Genomic DNA, 20,900 nt, shown 5'->3' with positions numbered 1-20,900 from the left:
AGCACCACCTACCGGCAGCGCCAGCTCGGGAATCTCGACCACCTCATGACGCAGACCTGTGCTCGGCATCCAGGAGGGTTACCACTTTTCGAGAAGTACTACACCTGCACCGCAGGTACACCGGCCATGCGGCGACCGGCCGGTTCGTGGCCACTACGGTGACGCGCCAACCGCACGGCCCAGGTAGGCCATCAGCCGGGATGTAGGCGTTGCCGGCTCCGGTGCTTGCTGCGCTGGCCCGAACCCGCCCGGACGGCGCAACGCCTTCTCGGGCACCGCATCAACCAGTGCGCGACAGAACGCCACAACGTCATCCGGCAACTCCGCGGAACGGCCCAGCGATCGGTAGATATCCCAGCTGTGCAGGGCGAGGTCGGCCACCGGGAAGGCAAGCGCACGACGCAGCGGGACCTCGCCTTGCGGTGAAGGTCGGGGCGCCTCGAGGTCTGCACCGGGCAGCAACTCGTGCAATTCTGCGGCAAGCTCACGGAGTCGGCCGGCGGGATCGGCGTCCATCCAGTCGGCGGGCGCCGACGGGGCAGTCCAGATGTCATCGCCCCGGACCAGTGCGCGAATCTTGGCGGTACTTCCGGTTGTGTGCGCCACCAACTCGCGCACGCTCCAGCCCTCGAGATTCGAGGGCTTGTCCCAGTCGCCAGGGCGAATCTCGTCGACGGCGGCGATCAGCAGATCCAGCGTCGCGGCGGCCATGGCCGCAGAGTCCGGAGACATCGCAGTCACGGTGTGAATACTACGGCGATCGCGCCGGGTCTGACTGCTTACGACAGGACCCGAAGCGGCTCAGCGAAAGAGGCGGCTGTCGGGCGGCGGGCCCGGCAATGACCGCACCAACCCTTTTCCGGTCACAGTCGGCAGGTCCAGCGCCGACAGCAACCCGGGCTTGGCGGCCACTACGGCCGGAATGGCGTTCACCATGCGTATCGCACCGGCAATTCGGGCGCCGAAGTCGTGGTCGCCGTCTTCGGCCATCTCGAACTCGCAGCGAATATTCGGCGAACCGTCGATCTCGATGCGGTAGCAGCCCTGTCCGGATGCGGTGCCGTATCCAAGGTCATTGGGCGGCATGGCGATTCGCGGCTGTGGCCAGTCGGGCGCGATGTCGTCACGCATGCGGGTGACGTGGTCGACGACTATGGTGGGCTTCCCGTTGACATAGCCCGTCAATGTCGAGCGCATGGCGGCGACGGTGCCGGCTTCGATCCGGCCGGTGGGTGTGTCGAACGTGGTGTCGGTGGTCAGGCGCTCGTTGCTCTCCTGGATGTCGTCGACTTCCACCCCGAGTCCGTCAGCCAACTGGTGAACGACGGGCCCCCAACCGAATGTGAAGACGCCGGGCATTGCCGCGAACGCCTCGGTCTCGGGCGTCTTGCCGAAGCCGAGGATTTCATAGACCGCCTGACGGTCGGGATAGGTGGCGTAGTTGAACATCTCGGTCACCCGGATCGATTCGATGCTTCGGGTGACTCCTGAAAGCACCAGCGGTAACACGTCGTTGGCGAAGCCGGTGTCGATGCCGGTCGTGAAGAACGAGGAGCCGCCGGCTAGCGCAGCCTCGCGCAGCGGCCCGGCGATGGCGTCATCGACTGCGTGGGGAAACACCAGCGGTACGACCGAGCACGAGACGACGTTCTTCTTTGCGCGAAGCAGCGATGCCATGTCGGCCACTGCCTCGAACGGCCGGAGATTGGCCGCCGCCGCGTAGACGACAACCTCGGCGTCGCCGGCCAGCAGTTCAGCGGGGTCTTGGCTTGCGATGACACCGACGGCATCGACGCCGCAGAGTTCCCCGGCATCGCGTCCCGCCTTGGCGTCACTGTGTACGACCAGTCCGACGAGCTCCAACTCTGGATGGTCGAGCACCCCGCGTAGGGCGATCACGCCCATGGAACCGGTACCCCAAACGCCTACCTTGACCACTTTTTCTCCAAATATTAGGATACTGTCGTCGATAATCCGGACAGATGGTAAGTCCGTGGCGGGAGGCCGGTCAATGGTGGACGCGATAGGCGACCCTGGGTGAAGTCGCCACCGACCCGCCGCGTTGTCGACGTCCTTACGGCGTTATCTGCTGCGCCGCAGGGGTTGTCGTCGGCTGAGCTTTCTCGCCGATGTGAGCTGACGACGTCGACAGCGTCGTTGCTGCTGGCCGAGTTGGAACGGAACCATTGGGTGGTCCGCGGCGAGGACCGCCGCTACACGCTCGGCAGTGGATTGTTCAGCGTCGTGCGCGGGTTGCGCGACCAGTTCCCACTCCTCGACCGTGGCCGCGAAGCCCTCGTGCGCATGAACACTGTCCTGGGCGCAGCGTGTTCCATGTCGAAAATCGGCCGGCGCCATCTGGTCATCGTCGACACTGTCGGCCACACTTCCGACGGCGAACATCCGGTGGGGCATCAGTTTCCGATCGATCCCCCTTTTGGGCTGGTGGCCATGGCGTGGCGTGACGACGACACGATCGAGCGGTGGTTGCAGAACATGACGCCTCGGCTGTCCCAAGCGGATATCGCCGACCACCGGCGTGTCTTGGCCGACATCCGTGCCCGCGGATACGGAGCCTGGAAATTCGATGATGCACAAGGCGCGTTGCATGAGCGGCTTGGCGCAGTGCTGGCATCGCTGGGTTCCACCTCGCGGGTGACACACCAATTGACGACGTTGATGACGATGGTGACCCTGCGCTCGGTCACCGACAGCCTCGAGCACGATTTGGGTAAAGCGGAGTTCGTGGTCGTACCGATTTTCGGGCCCGATCGGCAACCCGAGTACCAGATCGAAATCCATCTCGGCCGCAGCCAGAACGTGAGCCTGACCGAACTCAATTCGGCAATCGCTGACGCACAACAGATCCTCACGTCGGAGGCGTTCAACGCCCGCCCCTGACCCGTCCTGGTCGTCGGACCACCCGCAGCGCTACGGTTGCCAAGGGCGAGATCGCCGTCCGCGACAAGGAGCACCGACATGCTGAAGTACGAGATTCATGGAACCGGTGAGCCCTTGGTGCTCGTCCACGGGATCACTCACCGCAGGCAGGCCTGGTACCCGCTGCTGGAGCACCTGACCGATCACCGCACCGTGGTGCTCTTCGATCTGCCCGGCCACGGCGAATCGCATGATTTTGTGGTCCGCGACGGTGACGTCCAGGGAACCTTGCGCGACGAACTGGTCGGGCTGTTGGACCAGCTGGGGCTTGAGCGCCCGCACATCGGCGGCAACTCGCTGGGCGGCCGGATCGCGATGGAGGCCGCCGCCGACAATCTGGTCGCCAGCGCGACCGTGCTGTCCCCCGCTGCCTACTGGCACAACTCCCTCGATTTCGCCTACGTTCGGATGATCTTCCGTTTGCTGACCACCAGCGCCCGGATGCTGGCACCAGTGGTGCCGCGCCTTGCTCGTTCGCCACGGGCGCGGCACATGATGGGCTCGGTGGTCTCGGCGCACCCGGAGCGGATCCCGGCCGACGAGTTCGTGGGCGACCTCAACGGCATGCGGCGGGCCATTCCCGCCATGAAGAAGATCTTTCCGGCTGCAAAAGTCTTCGACCGCGAGATCGCGGCCGACATTCCGGTAACCGTCGCGTGGGCCGCGCATGACCGGATTCTGCTGCCCTACCAAGCGCGGATCGCCGAGCGTCGGCTCCCCCAGGCCCGCCACATCCGACTGCCCGGCTGCGGGCACGTACCGATGGCCGACGATCCCGAACTCGTCGCACGCGTCCTGCTCGAGGGCAGCGCTCCCACCGCGCAGGCCGAGGCCTCCTGACAAGACCGCCATCGTGCCCCGCGATGCGGGCCGCGTGAGTGCTTGAATAAGCCGTGGCCAACCGCATCCAGTCCCTGCTCGGGGTGGAATTCCCCGTCATCCAGGCCCCGATGACCTACATCGCGCGCGCGGAACTCGCAGCTGCGGTGTCGGAGGCCGGCGGGCTCGGTGTGATCGAGACCCTCACTCCCGAGGGACGAGCTGACCTGCGGCGGGTGCGCGAGCTCACCGACAAGCCGGTGGCGGCGAACCTCATGATCCAGGGCTGGAAGAAGGACCCCTCGATCGTCGACACGTTGGCCGAGGCCGGCGTGCGCCACGTCTTCACCTCCGCGGGTGATCCAGCGCTATTCACCACACCGCTGCACGATGCCGGCATGACGGTGGTGCATGTCGTCGGCTCGCTCAAAGGCGCACACAAGGCGGCCGAGGCCGGTGTCGACGCGCTGGTGGTCGAAGGCGTCGAGGGCGGCGGATTCAAGTCACTGCTCGGCGCCTCGACGATGGTCCTGCTCCCCCTGATCGTCGAAAACGTGAACCTGCCGATCATCGCAGCCGGTGGCATCTGCGATGCGCGGTCGGCGGCGGCAGCTCTGGTGTTGGGCGCCGAGGGCGTGCAAATGGGCACGCGGATGCTCGCCAGCCAGGAATCCGTGGTGCACGCAAACTTCAAAGATGCGATCGTGGCCGCAAACGACTCCGGCACAGTACTTCTCGACATCCCAGGCAATCCGACCATGCGGGTATTGCGGACCGGGCTGGCCGCCCGCGTTGCCGCCCACGACCCGGATGCCAAGCTACTGGGAAGGATCACCGAGCTGTACTTCGACGGCGACATGGAGGCCAGCGTCGCCAATACCGGCCAGGTATCGTCCCGGATTGTCGATCTTCTCCCGGTGGCCGAGATCATTCGCCGGACTTGGTGTGAGATCGAAGCTGTCTTGGACGCGGCACGGTTGCGGACCGGGACGTTGCGGGCCCCGTGACCTCACCCAATTCGCAGCGCGGAGCGGCGCTCTCCCGCCTTCACCTGTTCAATGTGCTGGGCGTCATCGCCATCCCGGCCCTCGGATGGTTCGCCCAGCATTGGTCCGGCGCGACGACACTGGTGGTGTACTGGTTCGAAAACGTCGCGATGTGCCTGTTCGTGATAGCCCGCATTGCGCTGCACCGTCGCTGGGCCCCCAAATATGGCCATTTCCGATATCGCGCACCGCAATCCGCCGGCCCGACGGGGAATCAATCCTTCCTGAGCGGCTTCGCCCTCATCGGCCTGGCCTTCTGTGCTGCCCACGGAGTATTTCTCGGGGCGATTCTCGGTCTCCTGGCTCACAACCGTGCGCCTGAGCTTGCGCTCCTCGATCTCCATTGGCGCAGCGTCGGATGGGGGTGCTTGTCCGTATTGCTGTTTTTGACAATGGATTTCCTCCTCGATCTGATTGATCTGCGCCGATGGTCCTTCCGGGACGTCGAGCAGATGGCCAACATCGGACTGGGCCGGATCATGGTCGTGCACCTGACCTTGGTGCTCGGATTCGCTGGGATCGCCGCTACCGATGCTCCCAGCACGCTGTTCGGCGTATTCGTCGTACTCAAGTCGCTCGCCGCGCTGAGCTCCGTGGTTCCGCAGTGGGAGCCGAAACGCCCGCCGCGCTGGCTCAGCAAGCTGATGGACGGGATGCCGAACGTACATCCGGGCGAACGTTTCGAGGATTTCTGGGTCAAGGATCAAGCCAACGAGCGAGATCGGCAGCGGCGCAACGAGCAACCCTGGAAGACCCCCAGGACCTAATGGACTGCGTCCGACGTCGTCGCCTCCGCGTGGTCGGCCGCACCGAAGATGGCGACGGCCACCGCACCCCCGACCGCGGTGCAGAACCCCAACGCCACCAACCACCCCATCCCGCGTTGGGCAGTGTCACCCAGTAGCGTCACGCCGACAATGCCGGGCACCACCGTCTCGCCGACCACCAGGGCAGCAACGGCGCCATTCACCGAACCCAGCTGCAATGCAACGGTGAACAGGTAGAAGCCGCCGGCTCCGGCAATGGCGATCGCCCAGAACGCCGGATCCATCAGCAGAACAGGCAACTTCAACGGATCGACACCGTCGACCACCCGAACCGCTATCGCCATCAGTCCGTAGAGGACACCGGAGACCAATCCGGCCGCGACGGCGGCACGTGCCCCCAGAAGGCGAATGAGAACAACCCCGAGGGCCGCGATCAGCATCGCCACCAACATCAGCGCCCAGTGCAACCCCGGTACCGAAGCGGCGGTACCGACCTGACCGGCGCCGAACGCCAACACGCATAACGACACCATCACCGTCCCGATCGCCGTCCAGTCGCGGCGGCGCAGACGCAGACCGAGCACCGCGCCACCGAGCACGGCGGTAACGACGAGATTGGCGCTGATGATCGTCTGCGACAGAAACAGCGGTATCAGCCGGGCCGAGACGACGCTTCCGGCGAAACCGACTACGTCGAGGGCCATTCCCGCAATGAACGCCGAAGTCAGCACCGCGTTGGCGGTCGAGCGCAGGGTCGGTCGGCCGTCTGAGGTGACGAGGGCATCCTCCCCCAGACTGGCAGCAGCAGAACTACGCGCACCATGAGCCTGCAAGACAGAGGCCACCCCGTAGCCGACACAGGCCAGCAGCGCTGCGGCTATACCGATCAGCACGCCACCGGCCTCATCGGTCCTGGACGGTATGTGGCCTGGCCGAAATCCGCTGGGCGATCTCACCGTATCGCTCGAAGCGATCGGGATCCCCCAGCGCGTTGTACAAGACCAGGCGGGTCGCGACTCCCCCATACTTGCTGATCAGGTTGTCTGCCAAGTCATCCCATGTCGACTCGGTCGCAAAGGCGGCCAAGTGGTCGTCGGTGATCTGCGCCGCCATACCGGCGAAGTCGCCGGCCTTCTGCCTCTCGCGGATCCGGGCGGTGGTGCCGTCGAACCCGGCCTCATCCCAGATGAAGGCATAGTTCGGTGTACTTCCGTAGAAGCTCAGGCTGGCCCGCACGAATTCGCGCTCCTTGTGCCGCTCTTCGTCGGTGTCGCCGACGATGGTCATCGCGGGCACGATGACGGCGATCTCCGACGGGGAACGGCCCGCCCTCTCGGCTCCTTCGGCCACCTTGGGCACCACGTGACGGGCCAGGTAGCCGGGCTCGCCAAGCGGGTGGACGTGCACGCCGTCAGCCACCTCACCGGCCATCCGCAACATCCACGGGTTCACGGCCGCGATATCGACCTTGGGGTCGGGCGCACCGATCGGGCCCGCACTCCACTGCGGGGTGATGAAGTCCAGGTCGTAGAAGTCGCCGTGATGATCCAGCTTTCCCGTTCGGAAGGCGGCAAAGCAGGCCTTGACCGCCAGCACGTAGTCGCGCAGCCGCGGACCGGGATGTTCGAACGCCACCCCGTAGCGGCGCACCACATGAGTGCGCACCTGGGTGCCGAGGCCGAGCCGGAACCTGCCGTCGGTGGCCTCCTGCAGTTCCCACGCCGTGGCCGCCGTGACGAACGGACTGCGCGGAAAGGCAACCGCGACACCGGTCGACAGCTCGAGACCAGGTGCGGCCTGAGATGCGATGGCGGCGTTGAGATACGCGGTGCGACCGGCTTCGGTGAAGAGCAGTCCGGAGAAGCCCGCCGACTGGGTGTTTCGGGCAAGCTCAGCGGCCTTCCCCAACGGTTGCGGTAAGGCCATGACGTCAATGTGCACGTGGGTGAGACTACGTGCCGAGTCCCTGCTGACGGGGCTACTTTGCGTCTGTAACGTGGCGGAGGTGAAACCCACTCGGACGCATTCATTCGTTGCTGTTGCGGCGGCTCTCGCGGCAATCGCCCTGCCCATCGCGGCGGCGGGCACGGCCGCAGCCGCCGACACCTGCCCCACGACCGCACCCACCGGTGGCACGCCGGACTGGACGCTTACCGGGGCCACCGGCAGCGTCGCGGTCACCGGATCCACCGACACGGCTGCGCCGCGGGTGGATGTGTCAGCACCGTTCAGCGTGACGTCCACCCAGGTGCACACGTTGCAGGCCGGTAATGGTCCGGTGGTTCCGGGCACGGCCAAGGTGTCCGTCTGCTACATGGGCGTCAACGGACGCGATGGGTCGGTGTTCGACAGCAGTTACAAGCGCGGCGCCCCGGTGGACTTCCCGCTCGACGGCGTCATCCCCGGATTCCAGAAGGCGATCGCAGGCCAAACGGTCGGATCCACCGTCGCGGTCGCGATGACCTCCGCCGACGGCTATCCCGACGGTCAGCCCAGCGCCGGGATCCGGCCGGGCGACACCCTTGTCTTCGCGATCAAGATCCTGGGCGCCTCAGGCTGATCCACGGTGGCGCTCGCCGAGGACGTCGCGGCTGAACGTACGGCACTCACCGACGCACTGAGTGCCACCGGCGCCTCGGCACCCGCCGGATGTGGGACGTGGACCGCGCGTGACCTCGCGGCCCACCTGGTGGCCCAGGAACGCCTCGGTGGCCTGTCGACGTTCGTCGCGCGGTCGCTGGTTGCGCGACGCATTGCGGTACCGGCTCCGCCGTGGTTGGTGGAGTTCGCGATTCGACGTGAGCACGCATCCGGCTTCACCGACTTGATCGACCGGTTGCGGCTCCCGGTACCGCGACTGCTGCTCCGGTCGCGGGTTGCACCGCTCACGTTGTTCGAATACTGGACTCATCACGATGACCTCGCCGCCGTCAACGCGGCTGTCCATGCCGCGCCACCAACGCTGGTGCAGGCCATTCCCCCACTGCTGCGCTATCAATTCGCTAAGTTGCCCGCCGGCGTTGCGGTCACCGTGGGCACGGATGACGGTCGTGTTCTGGCATCCGTGGGCCCCCGTGCAGAACAGGCGGTGCTGGTGCGGGGGACGCCGGCAAACCTGGTGCGCTGGCTGGCGGGGCGCCACACACGAGCCGACGTCGAGCTGGCGGGTCCCGCGGCCCGCGTGCAGGAACTGCGCACTTTCGAAGGTCACGTATGAAACTCTGTTGCATTGTCCCCCAACTGATTTAACGGCCATTGCCATGGTCTGCCGCATCCGGTAGCGTGCGCTCATGACCGATCGCAATCGCCGCTTCCTCCTCCGCGAACGCCCAGCAGGACGCATTGGCCCGGATACCTTCGAACTCAGCGAGCAGGCGGTGCCGGAGGTCGGCGACGGCGAGGCGTTGGTGCGTGTCGACTGGATCTCACTGGACCCGACCAACCGGATGTGGATCAACGAGACGCCGTCGTACCTGCCGCCGGTCGGCATCGGCGAAGTCATGCGCGCGGCCGGCCTCGGCGTGGTCGTCGCGTCGAACAACCCGAACTATTCGGTCGGCCAGACCGTGCAGGGCCTGACCGGCTGGCAGGAGTACGTGGTCGTCTCCGACACCATGCCGTTGTTCCCGGTCGAGGTCGCAGACGGCGTCTCGCCCAGCGCCTACCTGGGCGCGCTCGGAATGACCGGGCTCACCGCGTGGATCGGGATCCGCGACATCGGCAAGCCGCAGCCGGGCGAGACCGTGGTCGTGTCGGCCGCGGCCGGAGCCGTCGGCTCGGTCGCCGGTCAGCTGGCCAAGGCCAGCGGCGCGCGGGTCGTCGGGATCGCCGGCGGACCGGAGAAGTGCGCGCTGCTGACCGACCAACTCGGTTTCGATGCGGCGGTGGACTACCGGGCCGATGACTGGGCCCGCCAACTCGCCGCCGCGACCCCCAACGGCATCGACGTCGACTTCGAGAACGTCGGCGGCGACATCATGGATGCGATCTTTGCGCGCGTGAACGTTGGCGCGCGGATCGCGCTCTGCGGGCTGATCTCCGGCTACAACGAGACCGACCCGCCGCCCGGGCCGCGCGCGTTCGGGAACCTGCTGATCCAGCGGGCCACCCTCAAGGGCTTCATCGTGCTCGATCACTTCCTTCGTGCACCGGAGGCGAACAGCGAGATCTCCGAGCTGATCGCCGCCGGCAAGCTCACCCCGCTCGAGACCGTCGTCGAGGGCTTCGAGCAGCTGCCGACCGCGATCAACATGCTGTTCGACGGCAAGAATGTCGGCAAGCTCGTGGTGAAGATCTCCCATTAGGGGTGGCGGCGCGCGACCAGCGCGGGGGGCGCCCAGCTCGGCCAACTCGGCTCACCGATCTGGGCGCCCCCCGCGAACTGCGCCACAATCTTCGGCCCGGTCGCGCGCGAATTGTCGTAAACCGTTGCGACGTCGACGATTCCGATCGCTTCGGCGACCAGGGGCCAGACCCGGTGGTAGCGCTCGCGGATCTTCTCCTCGGGAACGGCATGTCCACCGGCGGCCACCCGGTACCGCACGCGCTGGACCGCCAACGCTTCGGGGATGAGCACCGCATGCAGCACCACCGTGTATCCGTGGGCGTGTGCACCATGGATCAAGTCGATCTTCGATCCATGCGAGAACACCGTCTCGGCGATGAACGAACGCCCCGCCTCGATAAGTTTCATCCGGGTCTTTGCGGCCAGCCGCGCCGCATCGTAGGCGTGCGCGGCCACCTCGTCGGGCCAACGAGTCTTGGCGATTTCGTCGGCGTTGACGAACAGGGCCCCCGGCAGCAGGGGCGCCAGCGTGAGGGCAACAAAGGTCGACTTGCCCGCCCCGTTGGGGCCGACAACGAGGTCGAGCCGCCTCAGGGGGTCGGCTCCACGATCACCGAGGTGCCGTCAGGCCGGTATTCGACGATGCGGCCGTCGTCGTCGAGAGCCACGGTGGTGACGCCGCGCTCGGCGAGGATGTCGCCGTAGTGGGTATGCGCCAGGTGCTCCTCGATCGCTGCGGAGATCTCGGCGTTGAACACCACGCCCTCTTCGGCGGTCAATGCACCGGTCTCGAGGTGACCGGACAGCGCCGCCTCGACCCGTCGCCGCGCCGCACTCTGCTGCGCCGACACCGCACGGCCGACCCGCGCCCAGTGGTCGAGCTGCTGCTTGGCCGACCTGCTTTGGCGCGCGCCTTCGGCGGCCGCGCTGTCCACCAGGTCCGCGGCAAAACGGGTGACCCGGTCGGCGACCTCAGCCATCAGCGACCTCCCTCTTTTGTAGCATCTTGTAACGACGCATAGCAAAATGCTACACGGAGGGTTTTCGCCAGACCAGCCCGTAGTAGAACGTCGGCAGCAGCCTCCAGCGCATCCCGGGGCAGCTCCGCCACGGCGATGCGCCGGACGTCGGAATAGGACTGCGCGGGCTGTAGCGTGGCCAAGGTGAATTCGCGTATGCCTCGGTTCGTCACACTCGCCGCCGGTGTCGCTTCGGTGGCGGCGGCGCTCGCCGGTTGTGGCGGTTCGGACACCACCACGTCGTCGAAGACGTCGTCGGTCACCGACCTGTTCATGCCCCCGAGTGGCGATACCGTCACGGCCTGCCCGTCCACACCGCCGGATGAGGGCGTCGTCGCCGACTGGACGCTCAAGGGTGTCACCGGCAGCGTCGCGGTGACCGGCTCCACGAACTCCGCCGCGCCCAGCGTCGTCGTGACGGGGCCGTTCAAGGTGGCCCAGACCGAAGTGCACACCCTGCACGCCGGCGACGGCCGTGTGGTCTCCGACCACGCCACGGTCTCGGTCTGCTACATGGGTGTCAATGGACGTGACGGGTCGGTGTTCGACAGCAGCTATGAACGCGGCAAACCGGTCGACTTCGGCCTGGACCGGGTGGTCCCGGGGTTCCAGAAAGCCATTGCAGGTCAGAAGGTCGGGTCGACGGTGGCGGTTGCGATGGTCCCCGCTGACGGCTATCCCGAAGGCCAGCCGGCCGCCGGCATCCTGCCGGGCGACACGCTCGTCTTCGCGATCAAGATCCTCAACGCCTCACGCTGAGCCCGGGCCGCCATGGAATCGAGCCGGGTGGATCGGTGGCTGTGGGCGGTGCGGATCACCAAGACCCGGCCGGACGCCGCCGCTGCCTGCCGCGGCGGACATGTGCGGGTCAACAACCGCCCGGCCAAGCCGGCGACGACGGTCTCACCCGGTGACGTGGTCAGCGCCCTGGTGGGTGATCGCACCCGAATCGTCGAGGTGCTGCGGGTGATTCAGAAGCGGGTAGGCGCGGCCGACGCGGTGACCTGCTACCTGGATCGAACGCCCCCGCCTCCACCGGCATCCGAAACTGCGATGGCCACCCGTGACCGCGGCGCCGGACGGCCGACCAAACGGGATCGACGGGCGCTGGACAAGTGGCGGGCCCAGCAGCGCTGAGGGGTCACTGCGGGTGCGCGGCCAGATACTCCCCAACCGGGATCCGCGACGACGAGACATACCCGATAGGCAGCAGCAGATCGCCGGCGGTGGTCCGGTAGTAGGTGTCCCAGCGGTAGTAGCTGGCGAACCCGGCTGGGTCGCCTCCTATGACCGCGGCGTAGTCGTTGACCGCCCGCACGTAGTGGTCGGAATGGTTGTAACCCCAGATCGCCTTGTCGCGATTGGTGGCAAAACCGTTGGCGGCCAACAGGCGACCGGCCGCCATGATGGCATCGCGCGGCGAGTGGATGTCTCCCCCGTTGCCGTAGGCCGCGAACGTCGAGGGCAGGAACTGCATCGGGCCCTGGGCGGCGTCGTCGCTGACACCGTTGATGCGGCCAAAGCCGGTCTCGACGAAGTTGATCGCCGCCAGGTAGTTCCACGGCACCCCGGATGCGGCCTCGGCCGCGCGGTAGCTGGCCATCAGCTCGTTCGCCGGCACCGGCGGCACCACCCGCCAGGGCGGCATGGTGTCTTTCGGGTCGGTGAGCGCCATGAGTGCACGACGTGCGTCGATGTTGCGGTCGTAGACCGCGAGCAGCGCCGCCGGGATCTGCGCGCGAGCGATCGCATCCCACTCCGGGTGCGCACCGAGGGTGCGGTAGGCGACCTGTTGCCGGCGGGCCGCGGCGGCCAGCACCTGCTCCGGCGACGACGTATTCCGCAACGCCTGATCGGCAGCGACCAGGTCAGCGGCCAACGCGGCCGGATCCACGCCCGGCGCCGCGCCGGCGGGTAGCGCCGCCGTCACCGCGCAGCCGAAGGCGACAACCAGGGAGGCGACCAGACGCCACAACCGAACAGCCATGCCGTTCATCTTCTCCCCTGCGCCGCCGCGAACCGCGCAGGGCGGCCGATCGGAGCGTCCCAGGCCACCTAGAACACGTTTCGCTTTGCCTCGTAGGCCGACCAATCACTGCTGGTCACTTCCACAACCAGAGAACTACCGGCTGTTACATTGAGGGCCGTTCAGCTCACGTCGTCAAGGGAGAGCGCATGACCACCACCAGCGTGACGACCGATGTCGTCATCGTCGGGTACGGCGCCGCCGGTACCTCCGCCGCGATCACCGCCCGCGAACTGGGCGCCGAGGTGATCGCGGTGGACCGTGCCAACGGCGGCGGCGCCACCGCGATCTCGGGCGGCATCATCTACGCCGGCGGCGGAACGTCGGTTCAGAAAGACGCCGGCGTGCACGACACCACCGAGCAGATGCTGGACTACCTGCGTCTCGAGGTCGGCGACGCGGTCCGCCCCGAAACACTGCAGCGCTTCGTCGACGGCAGCCCGGAGATGATCGACTGGTTGCAGGCCCGCGGGGTGCCGTTCAACTCCGGACTGTGTCCCTACAAGACGTCCTTTCCGAACAACCGCTACTACCTGTACCACTCGGGCAGTGAGAACGCCGGAGCGTTCCGCGCCCACACCCCGCCGGTGCAGCGCGGTCACCGCGCCTACGGCAAAGGCACATCCGGCAAGAAGATCTATGCGCCGCTGGCCGAGTCGGCGCGCAAGCTCGGTGTGGACTTCCGCCCGCACACCACGGTCACCGAACTGCTGCAGGACTCGTCCGGTCGGGTGATCGGCGTGCGGGCCACGACCATGGGGCAGGCACCGCGGCGCATCCAGCGTCGCTATGCCCGCCTGGCCGCGCTCTCGTCAAAACCCGGGGTCTACTACCCGCCGCTGCGCGCCGCGATGGACCGGCGACTGGAGAAGCTGCAACGGCGCTACGGCCGGGAGATCGAGATCATTGCGCGGCGCGGGGTGATCATCTGCGCCGGAGGTTTCATCGCCAACACCGAGTGGCGTAAGCGCTACGCGCCGGAATTCAACGGCGGCCTGCCCCTGGGAACCAGCGGCGACGACGGCAGTGGCATTGCGCTGGCCCAGAGCGTCGGCGCGGTGACCGATCACATGGACAACGTCTCGGTCTGGAAGTTCATCACACCCCCGAGCGCATTCATCTCCGCGATCATCGTCGACGCCGACGGCCGCCGGGTGATCGACGAGTCCCGTTACGGCGCCGCGGTCGGGCAGGCCATGGTGAAGAACCATGGCAGCCGGGGCTGGATTCTGGCCGATTCCCGCCTCATGGCCGAAGCCCGGCGCCAGCTGCTCACCCAGACCCTGTGGTTCCAGCGTGCCCAGGGCGCCGCGCTGATGTTCTCCGGCGCCGTGCGCGGCGCGACGCTGGCTGAGGTGGCTCGAGCCGCCGGGATAGACGCCGAGGGTTTGGCAGCCACCGTCGCGGCGCACAACGACGCGATCGACTCCGGCGCTGAGGACCCGGCTGGCAAGCCCGCCGACTTCTGTCGGCGCATCGATCAGGGCCCTTTCACCCTGATGGATATCTCGGTGCAGCCCAACGTCTTACGTCCCACGCCGATGCTCACCCTGGGTGGCGTCCGGGTGTCCGAGGACACCGGCGCGGTTATCGACGCGGACGGTGATCCGATTCCCGGGCTCTACAGCGCCGGCCGCACCGCCGTCGGCATCGCGTCACGGTCCTACGTCAGCGGACTGTCGATCGCCGACTGCGTGTTCGCCGGACGTCGCGCCGGAGCCAGCGCCGCCAACGCGACCAGCTATCGCTGCGCTTCGACGAAATAGCCACGCGGCACGTCCGGTCCAGCGGCTGCGGCCACCGCCGGGAACCAGCGGTTCCACCGGTTGCCCGGCTCCGCCACGTCAGTCACCACGGCCGACCAACCGAGTCGTTCCGCAAGCTCACCGGGTTCGTCCGTGCCGAACAGCCACGGCGATCCCTGCTGCGCCATGGACTGCAGCAACGGCGCCATCGACGGCGCTTCCAGCAGGGTCTTGCCGACCACGTCGTACAGCAGCACCGAGCCGGGCGCCGATAACGCGTCGACGCGGGCGAACAGCGCGCGTACTGCGGGCGCGTCGAGGTACTGCAGCAGCCCCTCGATGAGCCAGACGCTGGGAGCGGTCGCGTCGAAGCCCGCGGCCTCCAGGGCCGTGGGCCAGTCCTCGGCGAGGTCGATGCCGAGCGGCACCCGCCGGCAACGGGGCTGGTCGTTGGCGAGCAGTTCGGCTTTGGCCGCGATGACCGCTGGTTGATCGACTTCGTAGACGGTGGTGTGGTCCGGCCAGGGCAGCCGGTATGCCCGGGCGTCCATGCCGGCCGCCAGGATGACCACCTGGGCGAGTCCGGCGCGCAGCAGGGCCTCATCCCAGAAGCGGGTGCGCACGACGATCTGCCAGGTCGACTGCTCACCCGAGTTGGCGATGGCCGCGGCCAGCATCCGCCGCCCGTCCTCCCCCGCCAGCTTGTGGGCGAACGGATCGGTGAACAGGGCGTCATCGCGGGCGGATTCCTTGGCCCGGATCGCGGCGACAAGGATTCCGGTGCTGGCCACGGCTTCTCGGGTGCGGTACATGACACCATCATCTGGGATCGCGGTGGCGGTTGGCTTGGATATTTTTGCCGCCGCTCACCCGCGCCGCGTCGTCGCAGAATCCTCGACCAGCTCAACGTGCCCGGCCAACCACGAACGGCGGCGCAGGTACTGGGTGGGGGTGGTCTCGGTGAACTCTCGAAACTCCCGCACGAAGTGCGCCTGATCGAAGTACCCCAGTTCAGCCGCCAGGGCGGCGCCACCGGCGGCCCCGCTGTCGAGACGCTTGAGGGCGGCCTGCAATCGCCGCACCCGTAGGTACGCCTTGGGCGTCAGACCGATCTGCGCACGAAACATGTTGATCAGCCGTTTGGGCGACGAACCGGTGAGCGCGACCGCGTCACCGACGCGCATCGATGGGTTGCGTTCGGCGGCGTCCAACACGGTGGTCACATCCGGGTGCGGAGCGAATTGTGTGGCCTGCAAGCGGTTCACGAGGAAGGCTTCGAGCAGCCTGACACGTGTGGCACCCGAAGATGCCTCCGCCAACCGCTGGCGCAGCGTCACAGCCTCGCGCCCGCACAACTCGTCCAGCCCGACGCAGGCATCGGTCAACTCCCCCTGCGCGATGTCCAAGAACGGCCATGCGCCGCCGGGGCGAAAGTGGACCGTGATGACAGTCTGTGCCGTGTCGATGTGTGTCACGTAGGACACGGTGCCGGCGCCGATAAAGAACGCGGGTGGCACCGTCAACCGGCTGTGCGCGTCGGCGTCGAAGAAATCCACTTCCGGCCGGTCGCCGACATCGATGACGATGGTCGCCGCCCCGCGTGGTAAGGCTCGACTGCGGTGTGGGCCACCGGTACGGCGGTCCCAGTACCCGAAGTAGGCGATGCTCTCCGACAGCGGCGGTCGGGGCCGAAACAGTTGCGGCTGCATCACCCCTCCTCGATGAGCCTTCGGAAACGCGCCGCCGGGCAGGTGGCTGCGCCCGCAGTAGTAACCCGCTCCGCCAGCGTGCTGTCAGAGGTCACAACGGTGATCTCGTGCGGCCGGTCGTCGGCCTGAACCAGCCGCACGATCTCGTCGTCGGCGGAGTTGGCTCCGGGCCGCGGCGCCGCGGCGATCGTGACGACTTCCGATTCGATGGGCGGCGACGGCGGCTTTTCGAAGACCACGGTGACGTGCCCGCCTTGCGCCGCTGCCCAGGCTTCGAGCTGTCGGGTCAGCCGGACCATCGCGGCATGGCGGTCCTTCCACCAGCCGTCCGGGCGCGCACCGATCACGTTCATCGCGTCGACGATCCATCGCACGACTCCGACGGTACGGTGCAGAAATGAGCGCCATGAGCCTGGTCACCTATGAGTGCCACGACCACGTCGCGACCATCACCCTGAACCGGCCCGAGGCCCGCAACGCCATCAATGGGGCGATGCGCGAAGACCTCAACGCCGCCTGGGACCGGTTCCGCGCCGAGGAGGACGCCTGGGTCGGGATCCTCACGGCCGAAGGCGACGTGTTCTGCGCCGGAGCCGATCTCAAGGACTCGGCGGGCGCGGTCGGCACCTTTCCGGGCACGTTCTGGGAGAAGCCCACGATCAACTCGTTCGAGTCCGGCATGGAACTCTTCAAGCCGACCATCGCCGCCGTGCACGGCCCCTGTGTCGGCTACGGCCTCACCGGATTGTTGTTCTGCGACTTCGTCATCGCCAGCACCGATGCGGTGTTCCGCTTCCCAGAGGTGTCGCTGGGAGTGCCCACCATCGTGGGGGCGATCCGGCTACCCCAGCGGGTGGGCTGGGCCAACGCGATGGAGCTGCTGCTGACCGGAGAGCCGATGAGCGCGCAACGCGCCAAGGACATCGGCCTGGTATGGAAACTCGTCGAACCCGGCGCCCTGCAGGAAACAGCCGTGGCCTGGGCGCGCACCCTCACCAAAGCCGCTCCCCTGGCCCAGCGGGCCACCAAGGAGGTGGCGTGGCGCAGCAGCGACATGAGCTGGATCGACGCCGTGCGGTTCGGCGAAACGATGCGCAAGGTGGCCGCGGCGACCGAGGACGTCGCCGAAGGCCTAGCAGCCTGGCGGGAGCAGCGGCCACCGCAGTGGCGGGGCCGCTGAACCGCCGGGGTTCAGGCCGCGGCCAGTGCCGCCAGCGCCGCGTCGTAGTTCGGCTCCTGGCCGATCTCGGGCACCAGCTCGGTGTAGGCGACGTTGCCGTCCGCGCCGATCACCACGATCGCCCGGCCCAGCAGCCCGGCCAGCGGACCGTCGGTGATGGTGATCCCGTAGTCGGCACCGAAGCTGTCCCGGAAGCCCGAGGCGCTGGTGACGTTCTCGATGCCCTCGGCACCGCAGAACCGCTTCAGGGCGAACGGCAGGTCGTTGGAGACGCACAGCACGGTTCCCCCGGCCGCGGCGGCCCGCTCGTTGAAGGTCCGCACGCTGGTCGCACAGACCGGGGTGTCGACCGACGGGAAGATGTTCAGCAGGACCGGCTTGCCGGCAAAGCTACCGCTGTCGACCACACTCAGGTCGGTTCCGGCCAAGGTGAAGGCGGGAGCGGCCGAACCCACGGCCGGCAACTCGCCTGAAGTGTTGATCTGGTTTCCCTTTAACGTGATCTGCGCCATGGCAACAGTCTGCCAAGCACGTCAACCGGCGTCGACGTCGGGCCGTGATCGGGGGGGCTCAGTGGCCGGCGGCCACCGGCGCGGGGTTCTCCCGGGGCTCCAGGATCGGTGGAACGGTTGCCGCGGCCACCACACTCAGGTAAGCCGCCGTGAAGCACAGGACCACGTACCACAGACATCCCACCGGGTCACCGTTAGCGGTCAGCCCGCCCGACGCGTCGAGGTAGGCCGGCAAGGCCGTCAACCACAGCACCGTCATGACCGACAGATACACCGCGGCGTAGCGGACCATCAGCCGGTTGTCATAGCGGCCTTCCACGAAAAGATTCAGCCGCAGCCGCCGCCATGAGATGACCAGGACCGGTATGGCCACCGCCGTGATGATGAGAAGTTCTGCGGCATAGGCGATCCCAAGGAGCTTTCCGTCAGTGGCGGCACCGAGCAGGGTAGCCGGCAGCGGCAGGATGCCGGTCCCGAGCGAGGCCAGGATTCCGATCACGATCGTCCGCCAGATCACCTGCAGGCCGGTGAATCTCCTGCCGTGGTCGGCCTGGCGACCGACCAACAGTTGGACACAGAACGCCAGCGACGCCGGCCACAATGCCGCGAACACCACGACACTGCCCAGCGGCACCGAGGTGAACATGGGTTGGTTCAACGGGTTGTCCACCGACCATTCCCACCAGCGCAGCTGCGGGCCGAGGTGGTCGAAGATCTCGTAGAACGCATGGTGGACAAAGCCCACGCAGATCGCCCCGACAATCGCACCGTAGCGGCGGAACACACCCAGGATCCGGACGATCTCGAAGGAAATGGTGGCCATCATCGGATAGATCGCGACGATGTACAGCGGCAGCCGACCCCACAGGAATTCGACGCTGAACACGTTGTGCGCGAACATCGTGTCGACATGATCGGCGATACCGAACGCGCCCGGAAAATACAGCGGGGGTTCGATGATCAGCAGATAGGCGATCGCCCCGAACCACAATGCCAAGTTGGTGGCATCCCCGCGGCGGTACCGGATGATCGCGTAGATCAACGCCAGCACGGCCCCGGTGATCACGGTGATCTCGAGAACCGGCAGCGTCCAATTCTCCAGCTGCAAGGGGCTGCGGAATTCCAGCAATCCCCCGGCCTCGCCGCAGGAGAAGCCCAGCGACTCGGCGAGGCGCTCGAATGTCGGGGTACACAAGTCGGGCATCAGGCGCTCTTCTCCTCTGCGGTGTACCACTTGGTCACGTCGTAGCCGTCGTCATAACGGGCGAACCACTCGTTGGCCAGGGCCGGGATCTTTTCGTGAGCCGGTTTGTGATTGGGCAGCTGGCTGCGGATGATACCGGCTACCGCGGTGGCCATTTCGCGCTTTGGCAGATGTTTGAAGGCATCGGCGACCGGGCCCTCGTCCGCGGGCCAGCCGAACGGAACCCGCCGCCGCCAGGCCTGCTTGGCACGGTAGGTGGTGAACAGTGACAGCGCGTCAACTTTGCGGTCTTCCAAGGGAATGTGCCGATTGAAACCTTCGCACGCCACCTTGATCACGCTCATCACGTGTTTGAAGATGGACGGCGCCATCCGCATCCGGTACCACGGGTCGTTGATGACGTGGTCGTAGATGATCAGCGCGGAGCTTCGGTGCTCGACTTCTTCAACGAAGTGCCACAAGAACAGTGACGCCACCCGGTCGTCACCCGGAGCGAACAGCGTGTTGTCGTGGTCGAGCATCAGCTTGAAGACCGGGGTGAAGGTCGCCTCGAGGTCGGCGGTGTAGGCCAGCCGGTAGTCCAGTGATTTTTCGGCGGCCATCTTGTCGAACATGGCGTTGCATTCGTCGACGGTTTCCTTGAGTCCCGGGTAGGCCCTGACCAGTGCCTTCGCATGGCCGCGATGGGCCATCGAGTGCTGGCCCTCCTGCCGCACGAAGGCGTCGGCCTCTTCGGCGACCACGGGGTCGGTGATCAGCGGCATCGCCTCGGCGATCATGCCGCCGATCATCTTCTCGAAGCCGATCGCAAGCAGCGAGACCGCGTTGGCCATCGATGAGAACGCCGGGTTCGCTTCGTTCCACAAGAATGGCACCGGATACTCGGCGAACGCGAACCGCAGTTTGCGCACGATCAGGTCAGTCATCGCCACCTCAGCTCAAAACATACAACTAGACGCCTTCGCGTATGATTGTTCGATGCTCCAAGCTTGTCAAGCAGGTCACTGATGGCACGGCGACGCGGCTGGGGAGGTAACCCGCCGCACACCGACGAGGAAGCCAGCCGGCGGATTATCGCCGCGGCCGTCGAGCTGGTCGCCGAGACCGGTTCGGCGGTGTCGCTGGCCGACGTCGCCACGTCGCTCGGAGTGATCCGGCAGACGGTGTACCGCTACTTCCCCACCGCCGAGGCGCTGATGCGCGCCGTGGCCATCGCCTCGGTCGACGACTTCCTCGACCGGCTCACCGACCACGTGCACGGCATCCACGATCCCGCCGACGCGCTCGCCGAAGGTGCGGTCTACACCCTGGATGCGGTGGCCCGCTCGCCGCACCTGGGCGCCATGTTGTCGTCGTCGTCCGCGCACAACCGAGAGATGACCTCGCAAGAGGCCCGCGCCTTCGGCATGCGAATGATCGAGCGGTTCGACATCGACTGGAAGCGGTACGGCTACGACGAAGCGGCGCTGCGCGAGCTTGTCGAGTTCACCCTGCGGATCATGCTCTCGTTCGTCGTGGCGCCCAACGACCCAGATCGCTCCCCCGACGAGCTGCGTCGGTTCTTACGCCGCTGGCTCGGCGAAGCCGTCACCGCCCAGTCGCGGCACGCCGTCGACTGACAGTTCTCCGACACCCCGCGGGGTTCTTC

25 protein-coding genes are annotated in these 20,900 nt (G+C 66.9%); 12 read left to right on the top strand and 13 right to left on the bottom strand.

Translation table 11 applies throughout. The annotated features are described in order from the left end of the window. Nucleotides 1-153 precede the first annotated feature (153 nt). Both ABW16_RS03920 and ABW16_RS03915 read right to left on the bottom strand, forming a co-directional pair. On the bottom strand, nucleotides 154-732 hold the full coding sequence (locus tag ABW16_RS03920) for a TIGR03086 family metal-binding protein (RefSeq protein ID WP_047317845.1): 579 nt from the start codon (nucleotides 730-732) through the stop codon (nucleotides 154-156). Nucleotides 733-801: 69 nt separating this feature from the next. Then, a complete protein-coding gene (locus ABW16_RS03915; RefSeq protein WP_082133943.1) occupies nucleotides 802-1,938 on the bottom strand; it encodes an NAD(P)H-dependent amine dehydrogenase family protein in 1,137 nt (378 codons plus the stop codon). 99 nt (nucleotides 1,939-2,037) lie between these two features. Between ABW16_RS03915 and ABW16_RS03910 the strand changes: the two genes are divergently transcribed. The 4 genes from ABW16_RS03910 (at nucleotide 2,038) to ABW16_RS03895 (ending at nucleotide 5,572) form a co-directional block, all read left to right on the top strand. Next, nucleotides 2,038-2,901, top strand: a complete 864-nt coding sequence (locus ABW16_RS03910; protein WP_047317843.1) for a MarR family transcriptional regulator — start codon at nucleotides 2,038-2,040, stop codon at nucleotides 2,899-2,901. A 78-nt stretch (nucleotides 2,902-2,979) separates the two neighbouring features. After that, nucleotides 2,980-3,780 (top strand): alpha/beta fold hydrolase, encoded by an 801-nt coding sequence (locus tag ABW16_RS03905; protein ID WP_047317842.1) that lies wholly within the window; start codon nucleotides 2,980-2,982, stop codon nucleotides 3,778-3,780. A 53-nt stretch (nucleotides 3,781-3,833) separates the two neighbouring features. Then, the gene (locus ABW16_RS03900) at nucleotides 3,834-4,766 is read left to right on the top strand and encodes an NAD(P)H-dependent flavin oxidoreductase (protein WP_047317841.1); all 933 of its coding nucleotides are present in this window, start codon (nucleotides 3,834-3,836) and stop codon (nucleotides 4,764-4,766) included. After that, a complete protein-coding gene (locus ABW16_RS03895; RefSeq protein WP_047317840.1) occupies nucleotides 4,763-5,572 on the top strand; it encodes a DUF6498-containing protein in 810 nt (269 codons plus the stop codon). The genes ABW16_RS03900 and ABW16_RS03895 overlap by 4 nt, the downstream gene beginning before the upstream one ends. Here the strand turns inward: ABW16_RS03895 and ABW16_RS03890 are convergent. Both ABW16_RS03890 and ABW16_RS03885 read right to left on the bottom strand, forming a co-directional pair. Beyond that, the gene (locus tag ABW16_RS03890; protein ID WP_047317839.1) at nucleotides 5,569-6,465 is read right to left on the bottom strand and encodes a DMT family protein; all 897 of its coding nucleotides are present in this window, start codon (nucleotides 6,463-6,465) and stop codon (nucleotides 5,569-5,571) included. The genes ABW16_RS03895 and ABW16_RS03890 overlap by 4 nt on opposite strands. Before the next feature lie 10 nt (nucleotides 6,466-6,475). Then, entirely contained in the window at nucleotides 6,476-7,513 is a 1,038-nt protein-coding gene (locus ABW16_RS03885; RefSeq protein ID WP_047317838.1) for a TIGR03617 family F420-dependent LLM class oxidoreductase, read from the bottom strand. A 64-nt stretch (nucleotides 7,514-7,577) separates the two neighbouring features. On the opposite strand from ABW16_RS03885, the gene ABW16_RS03880 reads away from it, so the two are divergent. From ABW16_RS03880 to ABW16_RS03870, 3 genes are all read left to right on the top strand, one after another. Then, nucleotides 7,578-8,132: an FKBP-type peptidyl-prolyl cis-trans isomerase gene (locus ABW16_RS03880; RefSeq protein ID WP_047318095.1), complete on the top strand. Its 555-nt coding sequence runs from the start codon at nucleotides 7,578-7,580 to the stop codon at nucleotides 8,130-8,132. A 6-nt stretch (nucleotides 8,133-8,138) separates the two neighbouring features. Beyond that, the gene (locus ABW16_RS03875) at nucleotides 8,139-8,789 is read left to right on the top strand and encodes a hypothetical protein (RefSeq protein WP_047317837.1); all 651 of its coding nucleotides are present in this window, start codon (nucleotides 8,139-8,141) and stop codon (nucleotides 8,787-8,789) included. A 73-nt stretch (nucleotides 8,790-8,862) separates the two neighbouring features. Continuing rightward, nucleotides 8,863-9,876 carry an NADP-dependent oxidoreductase gene (locus ABW16_RS03870; RefSeq protein ID WP_047317836.1) on the top strand — a complete coding sequence of 338 codons (1,014 nt, stop codon included), beginning with the start codon at nucleotides 8,863-8,865 and terminating at the stop codon, nucleotides 9,874-9,876. Here the strand turns inward: ABW16_RS03870 and ABW16_RS03865 are convergent. Both ABW16_RS03865 and ABW16_RS03860 read right to left on the bottom strand, forming a co-directional pair. Beyond that, on the bottom strand, nucleotides 9,873-10,451 hold the full coding sequence (locus tag ABW16_RS03865; RefSeq protein WP_047317835.1) for a zeta toxin family protein: 579 nt from the start codon (nucleotides 10,449-10,451) through the stop codon (nucleotides 9,873-9,875). The genes ABW16_RS03870 and ABW16_RS03865 overlap by 4 nt on opposite strands. Next, entirely contained in the window at nucleotides 10,448-10,837 is a 390-nt protein-coding gene (locus ABW16_RS03860; RefSeq protein WP_047317834.1) for a TA system antitoxin ParD family protein, read from the bottom strand. The genes ABW16_RS03865 and ABW16_RS03860 overlap by 4 nt, the downstream gene beginning before the upstream one ends. A 195-nt stretch (nucleotides 10,838-11,032) precedes the next feature. Between ABW16_RS03860 and ABW16_RS03855 the strand changes: the two genes are divergently transcribed. Both ABW16_RS03855 and ABW16_RS03850 read left to right on the top strand, forming a co-directional pair. Continuing rightward, nucleotides 11,033-11,635 (top strand): FKBP-type peptidyl-prolyl cis-trans isomerase, encoded by a 603-nt coding sequence (locus tag ABW16_RS03855; RefSeq protein ID WP_047318094.1) that lies wholly within the window; start codon nucleotides 11,033-11,035, stop codon nucleotides 11,633-11,635. Between the two features lie 12 nt (nucleotides 11,636-11,647). Beyond that, nucleotides 11,648-12,013 (top strand): RNA-binding S4 domain-containing protein, encoded by a 366-nt coding sequence (locus ABW16_RS03850; RefSeq protein WP_047317833.1) that lies wholly within the window; start codon nucleotides 11,648-11,650, stop codon nucleotides 12,011-12,013. Nucleotides 12,014-12,017: 4 nt separating this feature from the next. Here ABW16_RS03850 and ABW16_RS03845 read toward each other — a convergent pair whose 3' ends face one another. After that, the gene (locus tag ABW16_RS03845; RefSeq protein ID WP_047318093.1) at nucleotides 12,018-12,863 is read right to left on the bottom strand and encodes a lytic transglycosylase domain-containing protein; all 846 of its coding nucleotides are present in this window, start codon (nucleotides 12,861-12,863) and stop codon (nucleotides 12,018-12,020) included. A 188-nt stretch (nucleotides 12,864-13,051) separates the two neighbouring features. Here ABW16_RS03845 and ABW16_RS03840 point away from each other — a divergent pair, with 188 nt between their 5' ends. Further along, nucleotides 13,052-14,668, top strand: coding sequence for an FAD-binding protein (locus ABW16_RS03840; protein WP_047317832.1), 1,617 nt, complete (start codon nucleotides 13,052-13,054; stop codon nucleotides 14,666-14,668). On the opposite strand, the gene ABW16_RS03835 is transcribed toward ABW16_RS03840, so the two are convergent. The 3 genes from ABW16_RS03835 to ABW16_RS03825 are packed head-to-tail and all read right to left on the bottom strand — an operon-like array spanning nucleotide 14,644 to nucleotide 16,730. After that, nucleotides 14,644-15,459, bottom strand: coding sequence for a class I SAM-dependent methyltransferase (locus ABW16_RS03835; RefSeq protein WP_047317831.1), 816 nt, complete (start codon nucleotides 15,457-15,459; stop codon nucleotides 14,644-14,646). The two genes, ABW16_RS03840 and ABW16_RS03835, sit on opposite strands and share 25 nt — an antisense overlap. 54 nt (nucleotides 15,460-15,513) lie before the next feature. Beyond that, nucleotides 15,514-16,359: a helix-turn-helix domain-containing protein gene (locus tag ABW16_RS03830; protein ID WP_109519470.1), complete on the bottom strand. Its 846-nt coding sequence runs from the start codon at nucleotides 16,357-16,359 to the stop codon at nucleotides 15,514-15,516. Next, a complete protein-coding gene (locus ABW16_RS03825) occupies nucleotides 16,356-16,730 on the bottom strand; it encodes an NYN domain-containing protein (protein ID WP_200900608.1) in 375 nt (124 codons plus the stop codon). Before ABW16_RS03825 ends, ABW16_RS03830 begins: the two co-directional genes overlap by 4 nt. A gap of 32 nt (nucleotides 16,731-16,762) precedes the next feature. Between ABW16_RS03825 and ABW16_RS03820 the strand changes: the two genes are divergently transcribed. Beyond that, complete coding sequence (locus ABW16_RS03820) at nucleotides 16,763-17,536, top strand: enoyl-CoA hydratase/isomerase family protein (RefSeq protein ID WP_047317828.1); 774 nt, start codon at nucleotides 16,763-16,765, stop codon at nucleotides 17,534-17,536. 11 nt (nucleotides 17,537-17,547) lie between these two features. Here ABW16_RS03820 and tpx read toward each other — a convergent pair whose 3' ends face one another. The 3 genes from tpx to ABW16_RS03805 are packed head-to-tail and all read right to left on the bottom strand — an operon-like array spanning nucleotide 17,548 to nucleotide 20,178. Beyond that, nucleotides 17,548-18,048, bottom strand: a complete 501-nt coding sequence (gene tpx / locus ABW16_RS03815; protein WP_047317827.1) for a thiol peroxidase — start codon at nucleotides 18,046-18,048, stop codon at nucleotides 17,548-17,550. A 58-nt stretch (nucleotides 18,049-18,106) separates the two neighbouring features. Further along, nucleotides 18,107-19,252, bottom strand: a complete 1,146-nt coding sequence (locus ABW16_RS03810; protein ID WP_047317826.1) for a hypothetical protein — start codon at nucleotides 19,250-19,252, stop codon at nucleotides 18,107-18,109. Next, a complete protein-coding gene (locus ABW16_RS03805; RefSeq protein ID WP_047317825.1) occupies nucleotides 19,252-20,178 on the bottom strand; it encodes a metal-dependent hydrolase in 927 nt (308 codons plus the stop codon). The genes ABW16_RS03810 and ABW16_RS03805 overlap by 1 nt, the downstream gene beginning before the upstream one ends. Nucleotides 20,179-20,259: 81 nt before the next feature. Between ABW16_RS03805 and ABW16_RS03800 the strand changes: the two genes are divergently transcribed. Next, nucleotides 20,260-20,871 carry a TetR/AcrR family transcriptional regulator gene (locus tag ABW16_RS03800; RefSeq protein ID WP_047317824.1) on the top strand — a complete coding sequence of 204 codons (612 nt, stop codon included), beginning with the start codon at nucleotides 20,260-20,262 and terminating at the stop codon, nucleotides 20,869-20,871. The last annotated feature ends 29 nt before the right edge of the window (nucleotides 20,872-20,900 follow it).

Source organism: Mycolicibacter heraklionensis, from assembly GCF_001021505.1.
GTDB lineage: Bacteria > Actinomycetota > Actinomycetes > Mycobacteriales > Mycobacteriaceae > Mycobacterium > Mycobacterium heraklionense.
This window is presented reverse-complemented; position numbering and strand designations above follow the sequence as displayed.